The sequence below is a fragment of the Amycolatopsis tolypomycina genome, assembly GCF_900105945.1.
Taxonomy (GTDB): domain Bacteria; phylum Actinomycetota; class Actinomycetes; order Mycobacteriales; family Pseudonocardiaceae; genus Amycolatopsis; species Amycolatopsis tolypomycina.
This window is the reverse complement of record NZ_FNSO01000004.1, coordinates 6,284,399-6,300,847: the sequence shown is the minus strand read 5'-3', so window position 1 is coordinate 6,300,847 and position 16,449 is coordinate 6,284,399. Positions and strand designations below refer to the sequence as shown.

At 72.8% G+C, this 16,449-nt stretch carries 13 protein-coding genes and 1 riboswitch; of the genes, 2 read left to right on the top strand and 11 right to left on the bottom strand.

The genetic code is table 11. The features are described from left to right. The first annotated feature begins 14 nt into the window (after positions 1-14). Positions 15-473: a hypothetical protein gene (locus tag BLW76_RS50140; protein ID WP_244170507.1), complete on the top strand. Its 459-nt coding sequence runs from the start codon at positions 15-17 to the stop codon at positions 471-473. Positions 474-880: 407 nt separating this feature from the next. Here the strand turns inward: BLW76_RS50140 and BLW76_RS38440 are convergent, their stop codons facing one another. The 8 genes from BLW76_RS38440 to BLW76_RS38405 all read right to left on the bottom strand — a co-directional run bounded on the left by BLW76_RS38440 (position 881) and on the right by BLW76_RS38405 (position 13,326). Next, the gene (locus tag BLW76_RS38440; protein ID WP_091316822.1) at positions 881-1,954 is read right to left on the bottom strand and encodes a sensor histidine kinase; all 1,074 of its coding nucleotides are present in this window, start codon (positions 1,952-1,954) and stop codon (positions 881-883) included. Next, entirely contained in the window at positions 1,951-2,607 is a 657-nt protein-coding gene (locus BLW76_RS38435; protein WP_091316821.1) for a response regulator transcription factor, read from the bottom strand. The genes BLW76_RS38440 and BLW76_RS38435 overlap by 4 nt, the downstream gene beginning before the upstream one ends. 35 nt (positions 2,608-2,642) lie before the next feature. Beyond that, positions 2,643-4,484, bottom strand: a complete 1,842-nt coding sequence (locus tag BLW76_RS38430) for an ArnT family glycosyltransferase (RefSeq protein WP_091316820.1) — start codon at positions 4,482-4,484, stop codon at positions 2,643-2,645. Positions 4,485-4,525: 41 nt separating this feature from the next. Further along, positions 4,526-8,089, bottom strand: a complete 3,564-nt coding sequence (cobN, locus tag BLW76_RS38425) for a cobaltochelatase subunit CobN (protein WP_091316818.1) — start codon at positions 8,087-8,089, stop codon at positions 4,526-4,528. 27 nt (positions 8,090-8,116) lie between these two features. Beyond that, positions 8,117-8,257, bottom strand: a riboswitch (cobalamin riboswitch). Positions 8,258-8,288: 31 nt separating this feature from the next. Then, positions 8,289-9,296, bottom strand: a complete 1,008-nt coding sequence (locus tag BLW76_RS38420; RefSeq protein ID WP_091320394.1) for an NlpC/P60 family protein — start codon at positions 9,294-9,296, stop codon at positions 8,289-8,291. A gap of 7 nt (positions 9,297-9,303) precedes the next feature. After that, positions 9,304-9,786 carry a poly-gamma-glutamate biosynthesis protein PgsC/CapC gene (locus tag BLW76_RS38415; RefSeq protein ID WP_091316816.1) on the bottom strand — a complete coding sequence of 161 codons (483 nt, stop codon included), beginning with the start codon at positions 9,784-9,786 and terminating at the stop codon, positions 9,304-9,306. Next, the gene (pgsB, locus tag BLW76_RS38410) at positions 9,786-10,964 is read right to left on the bottom strand and encodes a poly-gamma-glutamate synthase PgsB (RefSeq protein ID WP_091316813.1); all 1,179 of its coding nucleotides are present in this window, start codon (positions 10,962-10,964) and stop codon (positions 9,786-9,788) included. Before pgsB ends, BLW76_RS38415 begins: the two co-directional genes overlap by 1 nt. Position 10,965: 1 nt before the next feature. Beyond that, positions 10,966-13,326 (bottom strand): HAMP domain-containing protein, encoded by a 2,361-nt coding sequence (locus BLW76_RS38405; RefSeq protein WP_091316812.1) that lies wholly within the window; start codon positions 13,324-13,326, stop codon positions 10,966-10,968. 195 nt (positions 13,327-13,521) lie between these two features. Here BLW76_RS38405 and BLW76_RS38400 point away from each other — a divergent pair, with 195 nt between their 5' ends. Then, positions 13,522-14,424 (top strand): hypothetical protein, encoded by a 903-nt coding sequence (locus tag BLW76_RS38400; RefSeq protein ID WP_244170506.1) that lies wholly within the window; start codon positions 13,522-13,524, stop codon positions 14,422-14,424. On the opposite strand, the gene BLW76_RS38395 is transcribed toward BLW76_RS38400, so the two are convergent. The 3 genes from BLW76_RS38395 to BLW76_RS38385 are packed head-to-tail and all read right to left on the bottom strand — an operon-like array spanning position 14,421 to position 16,431. Beyond that, positions 14,421-14,654 (bottom strand): helix-turn-helix transcriptional regulator, encoded by a 234-nt coding sequence (locus BLW76_RS38395; protein ID WP_043784651.1) that lies wholly within the window; start codon positions 14,652-14,654, stop codon positions 14,421-14,423. The genes BLW76_RS38400 and BLW76_RS38395 overlap by 4 nt on opposite strands. A gap of 2 nt (positions 14,655-14,656) precedes the next feature. Further along, the gene (locus tag BLW76_RS38390) at positions 14,657-15,508 is read right to left on the bottom strand and encodes an ABC transporter permease (protein ID WP_091316809.1); all 852 of its coding nucleotides are present in this window, start codon (positions 15,506-15,508) and stop codon (positions 14,657-14,659) included. After that, positions 15,505-16,431, bottom strand: coding sequence for an ABC transporter ATP-binding protein (locus BLW76_RS38385; protein WP_091320392.1), 927 nt, complete (start codon positions 16,429-16,431; stop codon positions 15,505-15,507). The genes BLW76_RS38390 and BLW76_RS38385 overlap by 4 nt, the downstream gene beginning before the upstream one ends. Positions 16,432-16,449: the final 18 nt, after the last annotated feature.

Below are 16,449 nucleotides of genomic sequence, written 5' to 3'. Positions count from 1 at the left end.
TCTGGAAGTCGGCGGTGGAGAACACCTCGGCCGCGTCCGACTTGCCGTTCATGCCGGAGAAGCCTTCGTGCGCGTACGCGGTCGCGCTGTCCCAGCCCAGGTGCGACATCAGCAGGCCGTGGAACGCCTCCAGCGCCGACACCTGCGACGAGCCGCCGGTGAAGCCGCCGTCGAACGGCATGATCGAGAAGTTGTCCGGCGTGAACCCGATCGCCTTGGCCTGGTCGAGCAGTTGCGTGCCGAACCAGCCGGTGCCGGCCGCGGTGCCCGGCATGGTCACCGACACGAACAGGCCGGGGTTGTTCGCCTGCAACGTCTTCGCGGCGCCGAGCTCGTTGGCGATCGCGGCCGTGTTCTCGTACTCGGGCTCTTCGAGGTCGAAGTCGATCGCCTTGAGCGAGTACTGGGTGATGACCTGCTGGTACGCGGCGGCCACCGTGCCGCAGGTCTGCCCGAGCTTGGTGCCGCCGTAGCCGCCGACGGACACCGAGACGTCGCCGCCCGCGCCGCGGATGCGCGAGATCACCCCCGCGACCGCGGTGTCGGCGGAGACGGCGGACGTAGGGGGAAGGCGCGGGCGAAAAGCACCGGAATATCCGAAACTTGTCCGGCAGGCCAAGCCGACGACGACGAATTTCGCCCGCCGGCAGCGAGGTGCCGGCCCGGCAGGCCGCCTGCTTCGCGGATCTGGGGTGCCGCCCGGCAAGCGCTGGCGGGGAACGCGACGACCGGCAAGCCGCTCGGCGCCGCGACTTGTCGCCGCCGGCAGCGAGGTGCCGGCCCGGCAGGCCGCCCGGCGCCGCGACTTCTCGCCGCCGGCAGTGAGGTGCCGACCCGGCAAGCCAAGCCGGCCGCGACGAATGCGCCAGCCGGCGATGCCTCACGCCGCCGGCAGCGACACGACCACCACCAGCCCGCCCGTCTCGCGGGCCCGTGCCACCACCTCGCCGCCGTGGGCGTGCGCCACCGAGCGGACGATCGACAACCCCAGCCCCGCGCCCTCCGCCGCCACGCGCGCCCGGCGGTGGAACGGGTCGAACAGGGCCGGCACCTCCTCCTGCGGGATCACCGGTCCGCTGTTGGCCACCTCCAGCTCCACGCCGCCCGGTACCGACCTGGTCGTCACGCGCACCCAGCCGTCGGGCACGTTGTGGCGCGTTGCGTTCTCCACCAGGTTGTGCGCCAGCCGTTCCAGGAGCAGCGCGTCGCCGATTGTCGTTGCCTCGGCCAGTGACTGCTCCGCCGAGGCCGGGGCCACGTGCGCCGCCACCGCTGCCAGGTCCACCGGGCTGCGCTCGGTCAGTGCGCTCTCCGACTTCGCCAGCAGCAGCAACCCGGTGATCAGCCGCTCGTGGCGGGCGTTGATCCGCAGCAGCTTGCCGCCGAGCTCGCGGACGTCGCTGCCGCGGCGCATTGCCACCTCGACCAGTGACCGGTTCAGCGTCAGTGGGGTGCGCAGCTCGTGCGAGGCGTTCGCGACGAAGCGGCGTTGCGCGTCGAACGAGCGGTCCAGGCGCTCGACCATCACGTCGAACGCGTCCGCCAGGTTCTTCACCTCGTCTTCGGGCCCGCGCAGGGCGATCCGCGCGTGCCCGCCCGGGTCGGCGGCCGCGGCGATGCGGCGCGCGGATTCCGTGACCTGGCGCAACGGGGCCAGGGCGCGCCCCGCCACCAGCCAGCCGAGGCCGGCCGCCAGTACCGCCACCGCGGCGAGCGCGATCGCGCCCTGCGTCAGCAACGACGTCGCCGCCGCCGCGCGCAGCTGCTGGGCCTGGTTGTCCAGCGCCTCCAGTGACGGCAGCGGGGGCGCGCCGGGCGGCGGGTAGCCCGAGATCACCGTCACCCGCTGCCCGACCTGGCGGGTGAACAGCAGGTACGTGACGCCCAGCAGCGCCACGCCCGCCAGCAGGAACAGGCCGCCGTAGAGCACGGTCAGCCGCAGGCGGAGGTTCACCGGAGGCGGTAGCCGACGCCGGTGACCGTCTCCACCAGGGGCGGGTCGCCGAGCTTGCGGCGCAGCTTGAGGATCGTCAGCCGGACGGCGCCGGTGAACGGGTCCGCGTGCTCGTCCCACGCCTTCTCCAGCAGGTGTTCGGCGGACACGGTGGCGCCGTCGGCGCGCAGCAGCTCGGCGAGCACGGCGAACTCCTTTTTGGACAGTGGCAGGTAGCGCCCGTCGCGGAACACCTCGTGCCGCGCCGGGTCGAGGGTGACGCCGGAGCGGCGCAGCACCGGCGGCGCGGCCGGGCGGCAGCGGCGGCCGAGCGACTGGATGCGCGCGGCCAGCTCGGGGAACGCGAACGGCTTCGCCAGGTAGTCGTCGGCGCCGAGGGACAGCCCGGCGACGCGGTCGGTGACCTCCGCGGCCGCGGTCAGCATCAGCACGCGCGTGTCCGCCCGCGCCGACACCAGCTCGTGGCAGACGTCGTCGCCGTGCACGACCGGCAGGTCGCGGTCGAGCACGACGACGTCGTAGCTGTGCACGGCGATCCGCTCGAGCGCCGCGCCGCCGTCGTGGGCGATGTCGACCGCGTGGGCGTCTTCGCGCAGCCACTCCGCGATCGCGTCCGCGAGCATCGGCTCGTCCTCCACCACCAGGACCCGCATGCCCCGATGATCGCCGCGGCGGTGCTTCTTCGCCGTTAGCACCGGTAGAGGGTGTCCGCGCCGCCGGCGAGCCGCACCCGGCCGGCCGGGGCCCGCCCGCCGTAGGCCGCCGGGTCGACGACCGTGCAGTGCCGGTCGATCCAGCGCTGCCGGGCGTCCTGCGCGGGACTCCGCGGCGGCCCGCCCTGCGGGGCACCCGCGCCGCTCAGCACGAACCGCAGCTTGCCTTCGGCGAGCCAGCGGTCGAGCTGCGCGACCGACGGCGCGTCGTCGCGGCCGCCGAAGCCGCCCATGCCGATCACGGTCGTGTCGGAGTCGATGAGGAACGGCGCGACCGTGCCCGCTTCGGCGTTCACCGCCAGGGTGATCTCGGTGCCGTTCGCGCGGGCGTAGTCGAGGATGCGGCGTTGCTCGTCGGACAGCGTGGTGCTGCCGTCGCTGCCCGCGAGCATCAGCCGGGGTTGCGGCCCGCCGGGCGACGGCGGCGGCATCGGCCCGGGTCCCGTGGCGGGCCCGGCGGCGGGCAGCGTCCCGGCGGAGGTGCTCTGCGCCGCGGCGGACGACCAGACGGCGGGGGTGAGCAGCAGCGGCACCAGCCCGGCCACGAGCGTCAGCCGGCTGCGCGTGGCCAGGAGCCCGGCGACGGCGGCGACGGCCGTGCCGAGCACGGCCCAGCGCGTCCAGCCGTGGAAGGACGTGTCCCGCGACGCCAGCACGAACGCCCAGGCCGCGGTCAGCGCGATCGCCAATGGCAGCAGGGTCCGCCGGTGGTGCCGCCACAGCAGCGCGAGGCCGGCGGCGGAGACCGCGGCGACGGCCGGCGCCATCGCCGTCGTGTAGTACGGGTGCCAGATGCCGCCGGCGAAGCTGAAGACGGCGGTCGTCACCAGCAGCCAGCCGCCCCAGAGCAGCCAGCCGGCGTCGCGCCACCGGCGCCCGATGACGACCAGGACGAGCAGCGCGAGCGGCAGCAGCCACGAGATCTGCCCGCCGACGAGGTCGTTGAACATCCGGCCGGGCCCGGGGTCGCCGCCGAACGACGACATGGTCCGCTGCCCGTTCCGCATGATCATCATGCCGCCGCCTTCACCGTCGCCGGAGAGGCGGCCGAAGCCGTTGTAGCCGAACACGAGGTCCCACGCGGAGCCGTCGTCGCTGCCGCCCATGTACGGCTTGGTGCCGGGCCACCAGTCGTAGAGGGCGATCCACCAGAACGACGAGACGACCAGCACGACCCCGGCGCCGAGCAGGTCGAGGAGCCGGCGCCGGACCGGCCCGGCCGTCCCGGCGAAGTACGCGACGGCGAAGGCGGGCACGACGATCCACGCCTGGAGCATCTTCGTCAGGAAGCCGCAGCCGACGAAGAACGCGCACCAGAACAGCCATCTCCGCCCGTCCTCGAGTGCGCGGGTCAGCGCGTACGCGGCGGCGACCAGGAACAGGACGAGCAGGGTGTCGGGGTTGTTGTCGCGGTTGATGATCACGGTCACCGGCGTGAGCGCCAGGATGACCGCGGCGAGCAGGGCGACGTTCTCGCCTGCCCACCGCCGGACCGTCCGGTGCAGCAGGAACACCGCGGCGACGCCTTCGAGCACCTGCGGCAGCAGGAGCGCCCAGCCGTGATAGCCGAACACCAGCACGGAGAGCGCCTGCGGCCAGAGCGCGAACGGCGGTTTGTCGACCGTGACGACGCCGTAGGGGTCGAAGGAGCCGAAGAGGAAGTTGGTGAAGCTCTCCGTCATCGACTTGGCGGCGGCCGAATAGTAGGTGTTGCCGAACTGGCCGTCGCCGATCTTCCAGGCGTAGAGGACGGCGGCGCCTAGGCAGACGAGCGGGAGCGCCCAGGAGCGGGTTTTCGGGGGAGCGGCGGTGATCATGCCGCCACCCAACCGAGGCCCGCGTTTCCCGGGCGTTTCCGCTACTCCGCCTCGAGGTCGCCTTCCAGCGACAGGTACACCTCGCGCATCTTCGCGAGCAGCTCCGGATCCGGGTCCGCCCACAGGCCGCGGTCCGCCGCCTCGTTGAGCCGCTCGACGATCCCGCGCAACGCCCACGGGTTGGCCTGGCGCAGGAACTCCTGGTTCACCTCGTCCAGCACGTACGACTCGGTCAGCTTCTCGTACATCCAGTCGCCGACCACCCCGGCCGTGGCGTCGAAGCCGAACAGGTAGTCCACTGTGGCCGCCAGCTCGAACGCGCCCTTGTAGCCGTGGCGCCGCATCGCCGCCAGCCAGCGGGGGTTCACCACCCGGGCGCGGAACACCCGGGCCGTCTCCTCGCCCAGCGTGCGGGTGCGGACCGCGTCCGGCGACGTGCTGTCGCCCACGTAGGACGCCGGTGCCGCGCCGGTCAGTGCGCGGACCGTCGCGATCATGCCGCCGTGGTACTGGAAGTAGTCGTCGGAGTCCGCGATGTCGTGCTCGCGCGTGTCGGTGTTCTTCGCCGCCACCACGATGCGCTTGTACGAGCTCTCCATGTCCTCGCGCGCCGGGCGGCCGTCGAGGTCGCGGCCGTACGCGAAGCCGCCCCACACCGCGTACACCTCGGCCAGGTCCTTGTCGTCGCGCCAGTTCCCGCTGTCCATCAGGGGCAGCAGGCCCGCGCCGTACGCGCCCGGCTTCGACCCGAAGATCCGCGTCGTCGCGCGCCGGGCGTCGCCGTGGGTGGCCAGGTCGGAAGCCACGTGCGCGCGGACGTAGTTCTCGTCGTGCGGTTCGTCCAACGAGGCCACCAGCCGGACCGCGTCGTCGAGAAGCGTGATCACGTGCGGGAACGCGTCCCGGAAGAAGCCACTGATCCGGACCGTGACGTCGATCCGGGGCCGGCCCAGCTCGGCAAGGGGGATCGCCTCGATGCCCGTGACGCGCCGCGAAGCCTCGTCCCACACCGGCTGGACGCCCAGCAGCGCCAGCACTTCCGCCGCGTCGTCGCCGGACGTCCGCATCGCCGACGTGCCCCACACCGACAGCCCGACCGACCGGGGCCAGTCGCCGGTGTCCTCGCGGTACCGGCGAAGAAGTGAATCGGCGAGGGCCTGCCCGGTTTCCCAGGCGAGCCGGCTCGGGATCGCCTTCGGGTCGACCGTGTAGAAGTTCCGGCCGGTCGGCAGCACGTTGATCAGCCCGCGCAGCGGCGACCCGCTGGGCCCGGCCGGGATGTAGCCGCCGTCGAGCGCGTGCAGCACCGCGTCCAGCTCGGCGGACGTCCCCGCGAGCCGGGGCACGATTTCCTCGGCCGCGAAGGAAAGCACCTTCGCGACCTGCGGGTCCGGGGCGACCGACGCGACCGCCGTCGCGTCCCAGCCCCGCATCTCCATCGTCTGGACGAGCTCGCGGGCCGTCTTCTCGACCGCGTCCACTTCGGACATCGGGGCGTCTTCCTTGAGCCCCAGCGCCGACCGCAGGCCCGGCACCGCGCCCTGCTTGCCGCCCCACATCTGCGACGCCCGCAGCATCGCCAGCACCAGGTTGACGCGCGCTTCGCCGACCGGCGCCGCGCCCAGGACGTGCAGCCCGTCGCGGATCTGGGCGTCCTTGACCTCGCACAGCCAGCCGTCGATGTGCAGCAGGAAGTCGTCGAACTCCGCGTCGTGCGGCCGTTCTTCGACGCCGAGGTCGTGGTCGAGCTTCGCGGCCTGGATCAGCGTCCAGATCTGCTGGCGCACGGCCGGCAGCTTCGCCGGGTCCATCGCCGCGATGTTCGCGTGCTCGTCGAGCAGCTGCTCCAGCCGCGCCATGTCGCCGTAGGACTCCGCGCGCGCCATCGGCGGGATCAGGTGGTCGACGATCGTCGCGTGCGCCCGCCGCTTCGCCTGCGCGCCCTCGCCCGGGTCGTTGATCAGGAACGGGTAGACCAGCGGCAGGTTCCCGAGCACGGCGTCCGGCGCGCACGACGCCGAAAGCCCCGCTGTCTTGCCCGGCAGCCATTCGAGGGACCCGTGCTTGCCCAGGTGGACGACGGCGTGCGCGCCGAACTCCTCTTCCAGCCACCGGTAGGCGGCCAGGTAGTGGTGGCTCGGCGGCAGGTCCGGGTTGTGGTAGATCGCGACCGGGTTCTCGCCGAACCCGCGCGGCGGCTGGATCATGATGATCACGTTGCCGCTCTGCAGGGACGCCAGCACGATGTCGCCGTTGTCGACGTACAGCTCGCCCGGCGCCGGGCCCCAGTGTTCTTCGACGCCCTCACGCAGGTCGGCCGGGAGAGCGTCGAACCACTGCCGGTAGCGCTCGGCGGGGACGCGGATCGGGTTCCCGGCGAGCTGTTCCTCGGTCAGCCACTCCGGGTCCTGGCCACCCGCGGCGATCAGGGCGTGGATCAGGGCGTCGCCGTCGGGCTGGTCGGTGCCGGTCGGGTCGACGCCGGGGAACGCGTCCGGCCCCAGGTCGTAGCCCACCGCGCGCATCCGCCGCAGCAGCTCGATCGCCGACGCGGGCGTGTCCAGCCCGACCGCGTTGCCGACGCGAGAGTGCTTCGTCGGGTACGCGGACAGCATCAGCGCGATGCGACGCTGCGAAGGCGGCGTGTGCCGCAGCCGCGCGTGCGCCAGCGCGATGCGGGCGACGCGGGACGCGCGCTCGGCGTCCGGCACGTACCGGGGGAGGCCGTCTTCGTCGAGCTCCTTGAACGAGAACGGCACCGTGATCAGCCGCCCGTCGAACTCCGGCACGGCCATCTGGTTGCCGGCGTCGAGCGGCGAGAGGCCGTCGTCGTTGGCCGCCCACGTCTCGCGGTCGCTGGTCAGGCACAGCGCCTGCAGGATCGGGACGTCGAGGGCGGCCATCTCGGCGACGTCCCAGGCCTCGTCGTTTCCGCCGGCGCCTGCCTCGGACGGCCGCGTGCCGCCGGCCGCGAGCACGGTGACCAGCAGGGCGTCCACGGAAGCCAGCTCGGCCATCATCTCCGGCTCGCGCGTCCGCAGCGAAGCGCAGTAGATCGGCAACGCGCGCCCGCCCGCGGCCTCGATCTCGTCGGCGAGGGCGTGCACGAACGCCGTGTTCCCGGACAGGTGGTGCGCCCGGTAGTAGAGGATCCCGATGACCGGGCCGTCACCGCGCGAAGGACGTTCGAGCACGCCCCACGCGGGCTGCGCCGCGGGCGGCTCGAAGCCGTCGCCGGTGAGCAGGAGCGTGTCGGAGAGGAACCGGTGCAGCTGGGTCAGGTTCGCCGGGCCGCCCTGCGCGAGGTAGGCGTGGGCCTCCGCGGCGATGCCGATCGGCACGGTCGAGAGCTTCATCAGCTCGGCGTCCGGGGTCTGCTCCCCGCCCAGGACGACGACGTGCGCGCCGGACGCCCGCAGCGTGTCGAGGCCGTCCTGCCACGTCCGCGGGGTGCCGAGGATGCGGACGACCACGATGCGCACGCCGTCGAGCAGGCCCGGCAGCTCGGCGACGTCGATCCGCGACGGGTTCGCCAGCCGGTACGGGCCCTCGGCGGAGCGGGCGCTGAGCAGGTCGGTGTCCGAAGTGGACAGAAGCAGGATCACGAGGTTCCTCCTCGGGGTCCGCGCCCCGGGTAGACGGGCGCGCCGGCCGGAGTTCCTGGCTCCCGGAGAGCAGTCTCTCCGGTGACAGTGGCGGGACCGCCCCGGACTCTCACCGGGTTCCTCCACCTGCCGACGCGTGGGTATCGCACCCACTCTCCGGTGCGGACGCAGGCGGCGTCAAGGTGACGTCGGGCGCGCCTCAGAGCCGCTTGGCCGCGCGGAACGCCTTGGCGTACGTGCCGGACCCGTCGATCAGCGACACCCCGCCGGCGTCGCCGAACGTCGGCCCGTTGGCGACCTTCCGGCTGGACAGCACGCGGTGGTGCCCGTCGCTGTCGATGCCCAGGTAGATGCCGGTGTGCGACACCTGCGGCCCCAGGTTCGGCTCCAGGTTGAAGAACAGCACGTCACCCGGTTGGAGCGTGCTGAAGTCCGTCGCCTGCTTCTTCTCGTCGCGGACGACCTCGGTGCCCGGCCCCAGCTCCGACATCGCCCACGCGCGACGCGGCAGGCCAGAGCCCTTCGTGTTCGTGCCCAGCAGCGGGTAGCCCGACCGGTAGCCGTAGACCATCCGCACGAACCCGGAACAGTCCAGCGACCGCGCCCGGGCCGGCTCCGCCGCCTCGTGGACCCCACCCGGGAAGTCCCAGCCGATGCCCAGGTAGTCGTAGAAATCTGACTTCTCGAGCCGCCCCTCGGCGCTGTCCGGGCCGAAGTTGGCGTCCCCGCCGACCCGCAGCTTCTTCGCGATCTGGTCGGCCGCGCCGTCGGTGTACTGCAGGGCGATGGCCAGGACGTCCGGGTCGGTGTCGCCGACCGCCTTCGGCAGCCAGTCGGTGAACCACTTCTCCTTCTCCGCGCCGGCCTGCCACGGCTGCGGGGCGAGCCGGATCCAGGCCGTCGAGGTGACGCTGACCTTGGTGAACTTCGGCTCGGTGAACGTCCGCGACCGGCCGGTCAGCAGCACCGTGCGGGAGCCGTCGGTGAAGGACGCGAGCTGGGCGCCCGCCGCGTCGCGGACCACCGTCCGGGCCGGCTTGTCGAGCCGCTCGTAGGTGTACCCGCCGGTGACCGCCGCGCCGGTCGGGGCGGCCGACGCCGAGATCGCCGTGATCTCCTGCTCCTGGCCGCGCGCCACGTACAACGCGGCCGCGCCGGACACGCCGATGACCGCGGCCAGCACGCCGATCCGGACCGCCCTGCGCATCGTCACCTCACACCACCGGGACCAGCCCGACCAGCACACCGCTGATCAGGACCGCGTAGCAGGCCAGGCTGACGCCGCCGGTGGCGAGCATCGTGGCCACCGGCTTCTGCCGCACCAGCTGGTAGGCGACCAGGCCGGGCACGACGAACCCGAGGGTCTGGTGCACGAACAGGAGCGGGAAGTCGGCCTGCAGCACGAGCAGCAACGTCGTCTGCAGCACGACCCCGAGCAGCACGACCGCGGCGAACAGCCGCTTGCCGTAGAGGATCACCACGCGCTGCAGCACCTTCGTGCCGCCGAACGTCAGCGCCGTCATCAGCACGATGATCGCCGCGCGGCGGTAGTCCTCCACCATGGTCAGCGCGATCCAGCCCGGCGTGATCATGCCGCCGGGCGACAGGTTCGTCGTCAGGTAGCAGACCAGCGACAGCAGCAGGCCGATGGCCAGGCCGACGGTGGCGACCTCGGGGGCGAGGGACGTGGTGAGCATCAGGCGACCGGTTCCAGTTTGGCGAGTTCCTCGATGAGCAGTTCCCCCTGGCCGTGGATGTTGCCGATGGCGACGAGCGACGCCTGCCGCCCGACGCCGCCGACGATCCCGCGCAGCAGCTCGCGCGGCGACCGCGAGCCGCCGAGGTCGACGACGCGGTCGTGCCACTCGCTCGGGATCGCGACGCGGGCACTCCGCGTCGGCTCACCGATCAGCACCACGCGTTCCGGGGCGATCTCCGGGATGAGCGCGCCCATCTGGCCGTTGCGTTCGACGCGGTCCGGGCGGCAGTTGATGATCACGTGCAGCGGGTCGGTGATCGCGCCCTGGCGGCGGAGCTGGTCGATGTTCAGCAACGTCGACTCGGGGTCGTTCGCGGCGAAGACGTTCGCGAACCGCAGGTGACGGCGTCCGGCCCGGTACCGGTGGACCTGCAGCACGCCCGGGTCCGGCGGCGCGGCCCACATGCCTTCGAGAGCGAGCTGCCGGTTGACGTTGAGCAGCTCCGCCACGGCCAGCGCGATGGCGACGTTCTCCTTGAACGTGATCCAGCCGAAGCCGCGCATCTCGGCGTCGGTGACCGACTCGGGGTCGACGGCGATGAGCTCGCAGTTCCGCTTGTCCGCCTCCTCCTGGAGGATGTGCAGCCGGTCCTTCTCCGCGGTCAGGCAGATCCCGCCGACCGGCATGGAGCGGCTCAGCGAGCGCGCGACGTCGTCGAGCGTCGGGCCCATCTCGGCGAGGTGGTCCTCGCGGACGTTGCAGAGCACGCCGATGGTCGAGCGGATCAGCTTGCTCTGGTTGATCTCCTGCAGGTCCGGCATGACGGCCATGCACTCGATGACCAGCGCGTCGGGCCGGTACGCGGCGGCCCGGCGGACGATGCCGATCTGCTCGACGACGTTGGCGATGCCGAACTTGCGGTAGACCGGTTCCTCGCTGCCGTCCGGGTGGATGAAGCGGGCCGCCGTCCCGGTGGTCTTCGCCGTGGTGACGAGCCCGCCGCCGCGCAGCGCACCCGCGCAGAGGCGGGTGATGGACGACTTGCCGCGGATGCCGTTGACCAGCACGCGCGTCGGGATGCTGTGCAGGTGCCGGTAGTGCTGCCGCTGCTCGGCGATCCCGGCGGCCAGCATCACCGCCGACGCTGTGACCAGCACGACGTAGAGGAACGTCACGTCAGACCCCGGCCCCGTCCAGCCAGCTGAGGTAGTCGCTCTTGGCCTTTTCCTCGGGCGTGCGGGCGGGGACCCGCGGGGGCGCCTGCGGGCGCGGCCGGGCGGGACGGGCCGCGTGCGGCGGCTGTCTCCGCTGGGGCCGGGCCCGGGGCGCCGGCTCGTCCACGATCTTCTGCAGCAGCTCGGTCTCGTCGGTCGCCGCGCCGGCCGGCCGCCGGACCTCCCCGAGCCGGTCGCGGCCGTCGGTCAGGGCCTGGCGGCAGATCTCGACGCAGGAGGCGACGGTGCCGATCTCGTCCTGGCGCTGCGGGTAGACCACGGTGCCGGTGTCGCCGCCCGCGATCCGCCGCGCCTGGTCGCCGACCCGCCGCAGCGGCCGCACGACGACCAGCAGGTGCCAGGCGAACAGCAGCAACGCGACGACGGCGGTGAGCAGGGCGGCGACCCGCGCGCCCGAGCGCACGGTGTTGTCCGCGAGCCCGAGCGAGCCGATCGGCTGCTCGGCGACGACGACCCACTTCAGCGTCGCGGCGTTGCCCTTGTCGGCCAGCCGCTGCGCCGCGACGAGCGCGGACGACGTCGTCTCGCGGGCGTCCTTGCCCGCCTGCGCGGCGTCGGCGTTCTTGATCAGCGCCGGGTCGGACAGCGGCGAAAACGCGAGGTAGCCCTCGGTGTCGGCGATCGTGCGCCTGCCCTCGTCGACCACGCGGACGCGGCCGACCGCGGAGCCGAGCAGGCCGGCCATGCGCGGCACGTCGTACTCGCCGACCAGGACGTTCTTCGAATCCGGCAACGGCGTGAAGGCGTAGACGACCGGGACGCGGCCGCTGGTGTTGTGCTGGCGCAGGCCTTCGCCGTCGGGCAGCTTCCCGGGGTCGCGCAGCGACTCGCGCCCGGCCAGCAGCCGGACCGCGCCTTCGGCGTCGGCGACGTAGACGCTGCGGAACCGGCTTTCGGTGCCGGCGAGCCGGTCGAGCATGCCCCGCAGCTCGCCGGGCTCCTTGCCCTTGCCGAGCCGGGCGACGGACTGCAGGTCGGTGAGGCCTTCGGCGAGGCTGCGGCGCAGGGTGTCGGCCGAGCGCGTGACGCGGAGCCCGTGCTCGCTGAGCATGGTCGGCGACACCTCGGCGTGCTGACGGCCGAGCGTCGCGGCGACCGCGCCGGACCAGCCGAGCAGGGCCAGCGCGACCAGCGCGATGACGAGCTGGGCGGACAGGAACGGGCGGACCCGCGGCGCGGGCTTGCGGCGGCGCAGCTTCGCCCGTGACCGCTCGAGCGCGGCGGTGACGCGGTTGACCTCCCGGATCCGCGACTGCCGGACCGGCTTGCCGAGCACCCCGGCGGCGACGGCGAGCGCGTCGGTGCGCAGCCGGCGGATCGGCGCGACGACCGTGCGGCGCAGCAGGACGAAGCCCGCGACGGCCAGCACGAGCAGCGCGGCGGCGGGGACCAGGCCCGGCCAGCGCACCGGCACGGCCTCGACCGGGGCGCGGCTGAACGCCACGACGGACAGGCCGAGGCTGCCGCCGATGCCCGCGGGGGAGACCGGGGCGTAGGCGACGACCGGGGCCCGCTCCTGGCCCTTCTCCGTCTTCTCGGCGACGGCGGCTCCGGTGAGGACGCCGGACTGCCCGGCCGCGGCCGCGGTGGCGGCGCGGGCGAGCAGCTCCTGGGCGGGGGCGTCGGTCGCGGCGACGTCGGAGCCGTGCGTGTGCAGGACCGCGCCGTCCGCGGTGACCAGGCGGACCTGCTGCCCGCTGGCCTCGTCGAGGTCGCCCGCGGTGGTGCGCAGCGCCGTCGAGACGACGAGGAGCTTGCCGCTGCGGGGGCCGGTGAGCGGGAGCGCGGTCAGCACGAGCGGGGTGTCGCCGGGGCGGGCGACCGGGCGGACGGTGAGGTTCGCGACGGCGACCCCGCGCAGCGTCTCGACGGGCACCGGCTCGCCCCGGGTGGCCAGGACCTTCTGCGCGGCCGGGTCGTAGACGGCGATCCCGCGCCAGTCGTCGTACGTTTCACCCAGCCGGGTGAGGAGGGCGGTGTCGTCCGCCGTGTCGAACACGCCGGAGCCGGTCGCGACCTGCAGGTCGCCGGCGGCGGCCGTCGCCGAAGTCGCGACGCTCTGCGCGATGCCGGCGGTGGTGCGCTGCTGGCCCGCGGTCACCTCGTCGGGCACACGGCCGGCGGCGTCGTTCGCGCGGACCAGGGCCAGCGGACCCGCCGTGGACAGGTAGAGCGCGGTGAAGGCGGCGATGAGCAGCAACAGGACGAACGTGGTCGCGGAGGCGACGCCGGCGCCGCGGGGGAACCCCGCCTCGGGAATCTGGGCGCGCAGCCGCGCCGTGCGTACTTCGTGCTGGTTCAAGAGGGTCTCCCCAGGCCCTTCAAGTCGTGCGGTTCCCGGGGATCGCCCGGACCGCGGCCATTACCGAAGCACCCCACCCGTTCGGGTTACATGAAGGTATCAATGTTGTCTTGGGTGACGTTACAACCGCCCCCATCGGGGGACAAATGGCGACTAAGGCTAACGAATGGGTGAATCAGTACACTCCGGGTGGTGATGAGCCGACCGCGGATGTTGCTCAGCGTGGCCGGCGTGGCCGTTGCTCTGGGCCTGGTCCTCACCCTGGTGCTGACGCTGGGTGACGACGTGCCGCCGAAACCCGCCCCGGAGGCCGGTTTGGATTCCCTGGTGACCGACTTCACCGGCACGCTGTCCGCGGACCAGGAGTACCGCTCACCGAAATCCGACGAACGTCGTACGGCGGCGGCCGGTTTCGCTGCGCTTTTGGACCGTCACGGCGCCGCGGATTTCGAAAAACTCGGTTTCTCCGTGCGTGACGGCGTCGACCCGGCGACCGGGCGGCCGTACACGGTCGCGGTGAACGAGCCCGGCACCGAGCGGGCGTGGGGGATGTACGTGATCGACCGGTCGGCGCCGCCGTCGCTGGCCGTGGAGGTGCCCCACCCGGCGTTCGACCTGCGGACCGAGCTGCTGGGCGTCGACCTGTTCCGCCGCACGCCGGGCGCGGTGCTGCTGGTGGCGGGCGCGCACCGCAAGGCCGACGACAGCAAGGCCGATGTCGCGCACGAAGAGGATTCGGTGTTCCACGTCGTGGCTTCGGCACTGGCCGGGCGCGGGCTGGCCCAGGTCCAGCTGCACGGCTTCCACGACGACAACCTGCCGTCGACGGACGTCGTGCTCTCGGCGGGAGCGGCGGTGGCGGGCGACGCGGCCCGCCGGACGGCGACCCGCCTGACCGCGGACGGCTTCGCGGTGTGCCGGGCCTGGGAGGAGCGCTGCGGAGCGCTTGAAGGGACGAAGAACGTCCAGGGCAAGCTGGCGGCGGCGGACGACACGGTGTTCCTGCACGTCGAGCTGAGCCGGACGGTGCGCGAGTCGCCCGGACGACGCGCCGACGTCGTCCGGGCGCTCGCCGAGGCCGAGCTCACCCGGCCCTAGGCGGACCGCTCGCCCAGCCGCGGGAAGGGCTTCGTCGAGAACAGCACTTCCACGGACACCTCGAAGAACTCCGCGATCCGCAGCGCCAGGTACAGCGAAGGGCTGTACTCGCCGCGCTCGAGGTAGCCGATCGTCTGGTAGTGCACGCCGAGGGCCTCGGCCAGCTGCCGCCGCGAGATCGACCGTTCCGCGCGCAGCATCGCGATCCGGTTGTAGACGACCTCACTCATCACTACCCCACACGCTGCATGGCCTTCTGCCGCCGCTGGGCCAGCGACGAACCCGCTTCGCGCCGGGCCATGCGGCGGAGCAGGATCGGCGCGAGCACCAATCCGATCACAGACCACGCCACGAGCACCGCCAGGGTCGGCAGCGGCCGCCACGACTGGCCGATCTCCGCGGCGAGCGCGGTGTCCGGCAGCAGCGCCGAGCGCATCCCGAGGCCCAGCCAGTACATCGGGAACACCTGCGCGACGCCCTGGACCCACTCCGGGAGCGCCGTGATCGGGTAGAAGATCCCCGAGATCGCGCCCAGGCCCATCACCGGCAGCACGATCAGGCCCGTGGAGCGCGAGCTGCCGGCCAGCGAACCCAGTGCCGCGCCGATCGGCATGGTCGCGAACAGCCCGATCACCAGCACCCACGCGAGGTGCAGGTAGTCCCGGACGCCGTCGGGTGCCAGCCCGGGGAACACGAACAGGCAGGGGATGAGGACCGCCACCAGGGAGGTGATCTGGGAGAGCGACAGCATCGTCGTCTTCCCGACCAGGTAGCCGAGCATCCCGTGCGGGGTCGCCTTCGCACGCAGCAAGGTGCCGTCCTCGCGGTCGATGGCCAGGTAACCCGCCGCGCCGGTCAGGCCGGTGAACACGATGCCGGCGCCGAGCAGGCCCGGCACGGTCGCGGCGCCGAGGGAGAGCGACGTGCCGGGCAGGGTCGCGTTCCGCATGAAGAACACGGTGCCGATGAGGAGCACCGTGAAGACGAGCTGGCTGATCAGGTCTTCGGCGTTGGTCCACGTCTGCTTGAACTCGATCCAGCCGCGGGCCAGCCCGGAGCGCAGCGCGGCCGTCCTGGCGTTCATCGCGCACCCGCTTCCTGGAGTCCGAGCTCCGTCTCGCCGCCGGTCTCCGCGCGGTGGACCAGCGTCATGTAGGTGTCCTCCAGCGACGCCCGCCGGACCTCGAGGTCCGCCACCGCCTCGCCGTGCTGCTTGAACAGGTCGTAGACGTACTTCGTCGCTTCGGTCGTCGAGTGGACGAAGCGCTGTCCGCCGACGCTCCAGCGGACTTCGGCCTCGCCGGCGATCTGCCGGCTGAGCTGGTCGGCCGAGCCGTCGGCGATGATCCGGCCGCCGTTGAGGATGAGGATCCGGTCGGCCAGCTTCTCGGCCTCGTCGAGGTCGTGCGTGGTCAGCAGGATCGTCGTGTCGAGCTCGTCGGACAGGCGGTGCACCAGGTCGTGGAACTCCCGCCGGGCCTCGGGGTCGAAGCCCGCGGTCGGCTCGTCGAGGAACAGCAGCTCGGGCCGCCCGACGATGCCGATGGCGACGTCGAGCCGCCGCCGCTGGCCGCCGGAGAGCTGCTTGAGCTTCTTGTCCGCGTGCTCGGTGAGCCCGACCGTGGCGATCAGCTCGTCGGCGTCCCACGGCCGCGGGTGCGACGCCGTCGAGTACGGCGCGTAGTAGCGGCCGAGGTGCGCGAGCAGCTCGCGGACGCGCCACTTCCCGTGGTCGCGCCAGGACTGGAGCACGACCCCCAGTCGCGCCCGCCAGTCTTCGCCGCCGTGCGCCGGGTCCACGCCCAGCACGCTCACCTCGCCGGCCGATCGCCTGCGGAAGCCCTCGAGGATCTCGATCGTCGTGGTCTTGCCCGCGCCGTTCGGCCCGAGCAGGCCGACGACCTCACCCCGGTACGCCTCGAAGTCGACGCCGTGGAGCACGTCGTTCGTGCCGTACCGCATCCGCAGCCCCCGCACGCGGACGACGGAATCGGCTGGGTCTCTCATCTCGGTCACCCCCATCTG

Bases quoted from the DNA above. Each gene is read 5' to 3' on its own strand.
- BLW76_RS38435 (WP_091316821.1), bottom strand. From the start codon at position 2,607: ATGCGGGTCCTGGTGGTGGAGGACGAGCCGATGCTCGCGGACGCGATC.
- BLW76_RS38395 (WP_043784651.1), bottom strand. From the start codon at position 14,654: ATGAGTGAGGTCGTCTACAACCGGATCGCGATGCTGCGCGCGGAACGG.
- BLW76_RS38390 (WP_091316809.1), bottom strand. From the start codon at position 15,508: ATGAACGCCAGGACGGCCGCGCTGCGCTCCGGGCTGGCCCGCGGCTGG.
- BLW76_RS38385 (WP_091320392.1), bottom strand. From the start codon at position 16,431: ATGAGAGACCCAGCCGATTCCGTCGTCCGCGTGCGGGGGCTGCGGATG.
- BLW76_RS38420 (WP_091320394.1), bottom strand. From the start codon at position 9,296: ATGCGCAGGGCGGTCCGGATCGGCGTGCTGGCCGCGGTCATCGGCGTG.
- BLW76_RS38400 (WP_244170506.1), top strand. From the start codon at position 13,522: ATGAGCCGACCGCGGATGTTGCTCAGCGTGGCCGGCGTGGCCGTTGCT.
- BLW76_RS38430 (WP_091316820.1), bottom strand. From the start codon at position 4,484: ATGATCACCGCCGCTCCCCCGAAAACCCGCTCCTGGGCGCTCCCGCTC.
- BLW76_RS38415 (WP_091316816.1), bottom strand. From the start codon at position 9,786: ATGCTCACCACGTCCCTCGCCCCCGAGGTCGCCACCGTCGGCCTGGCC.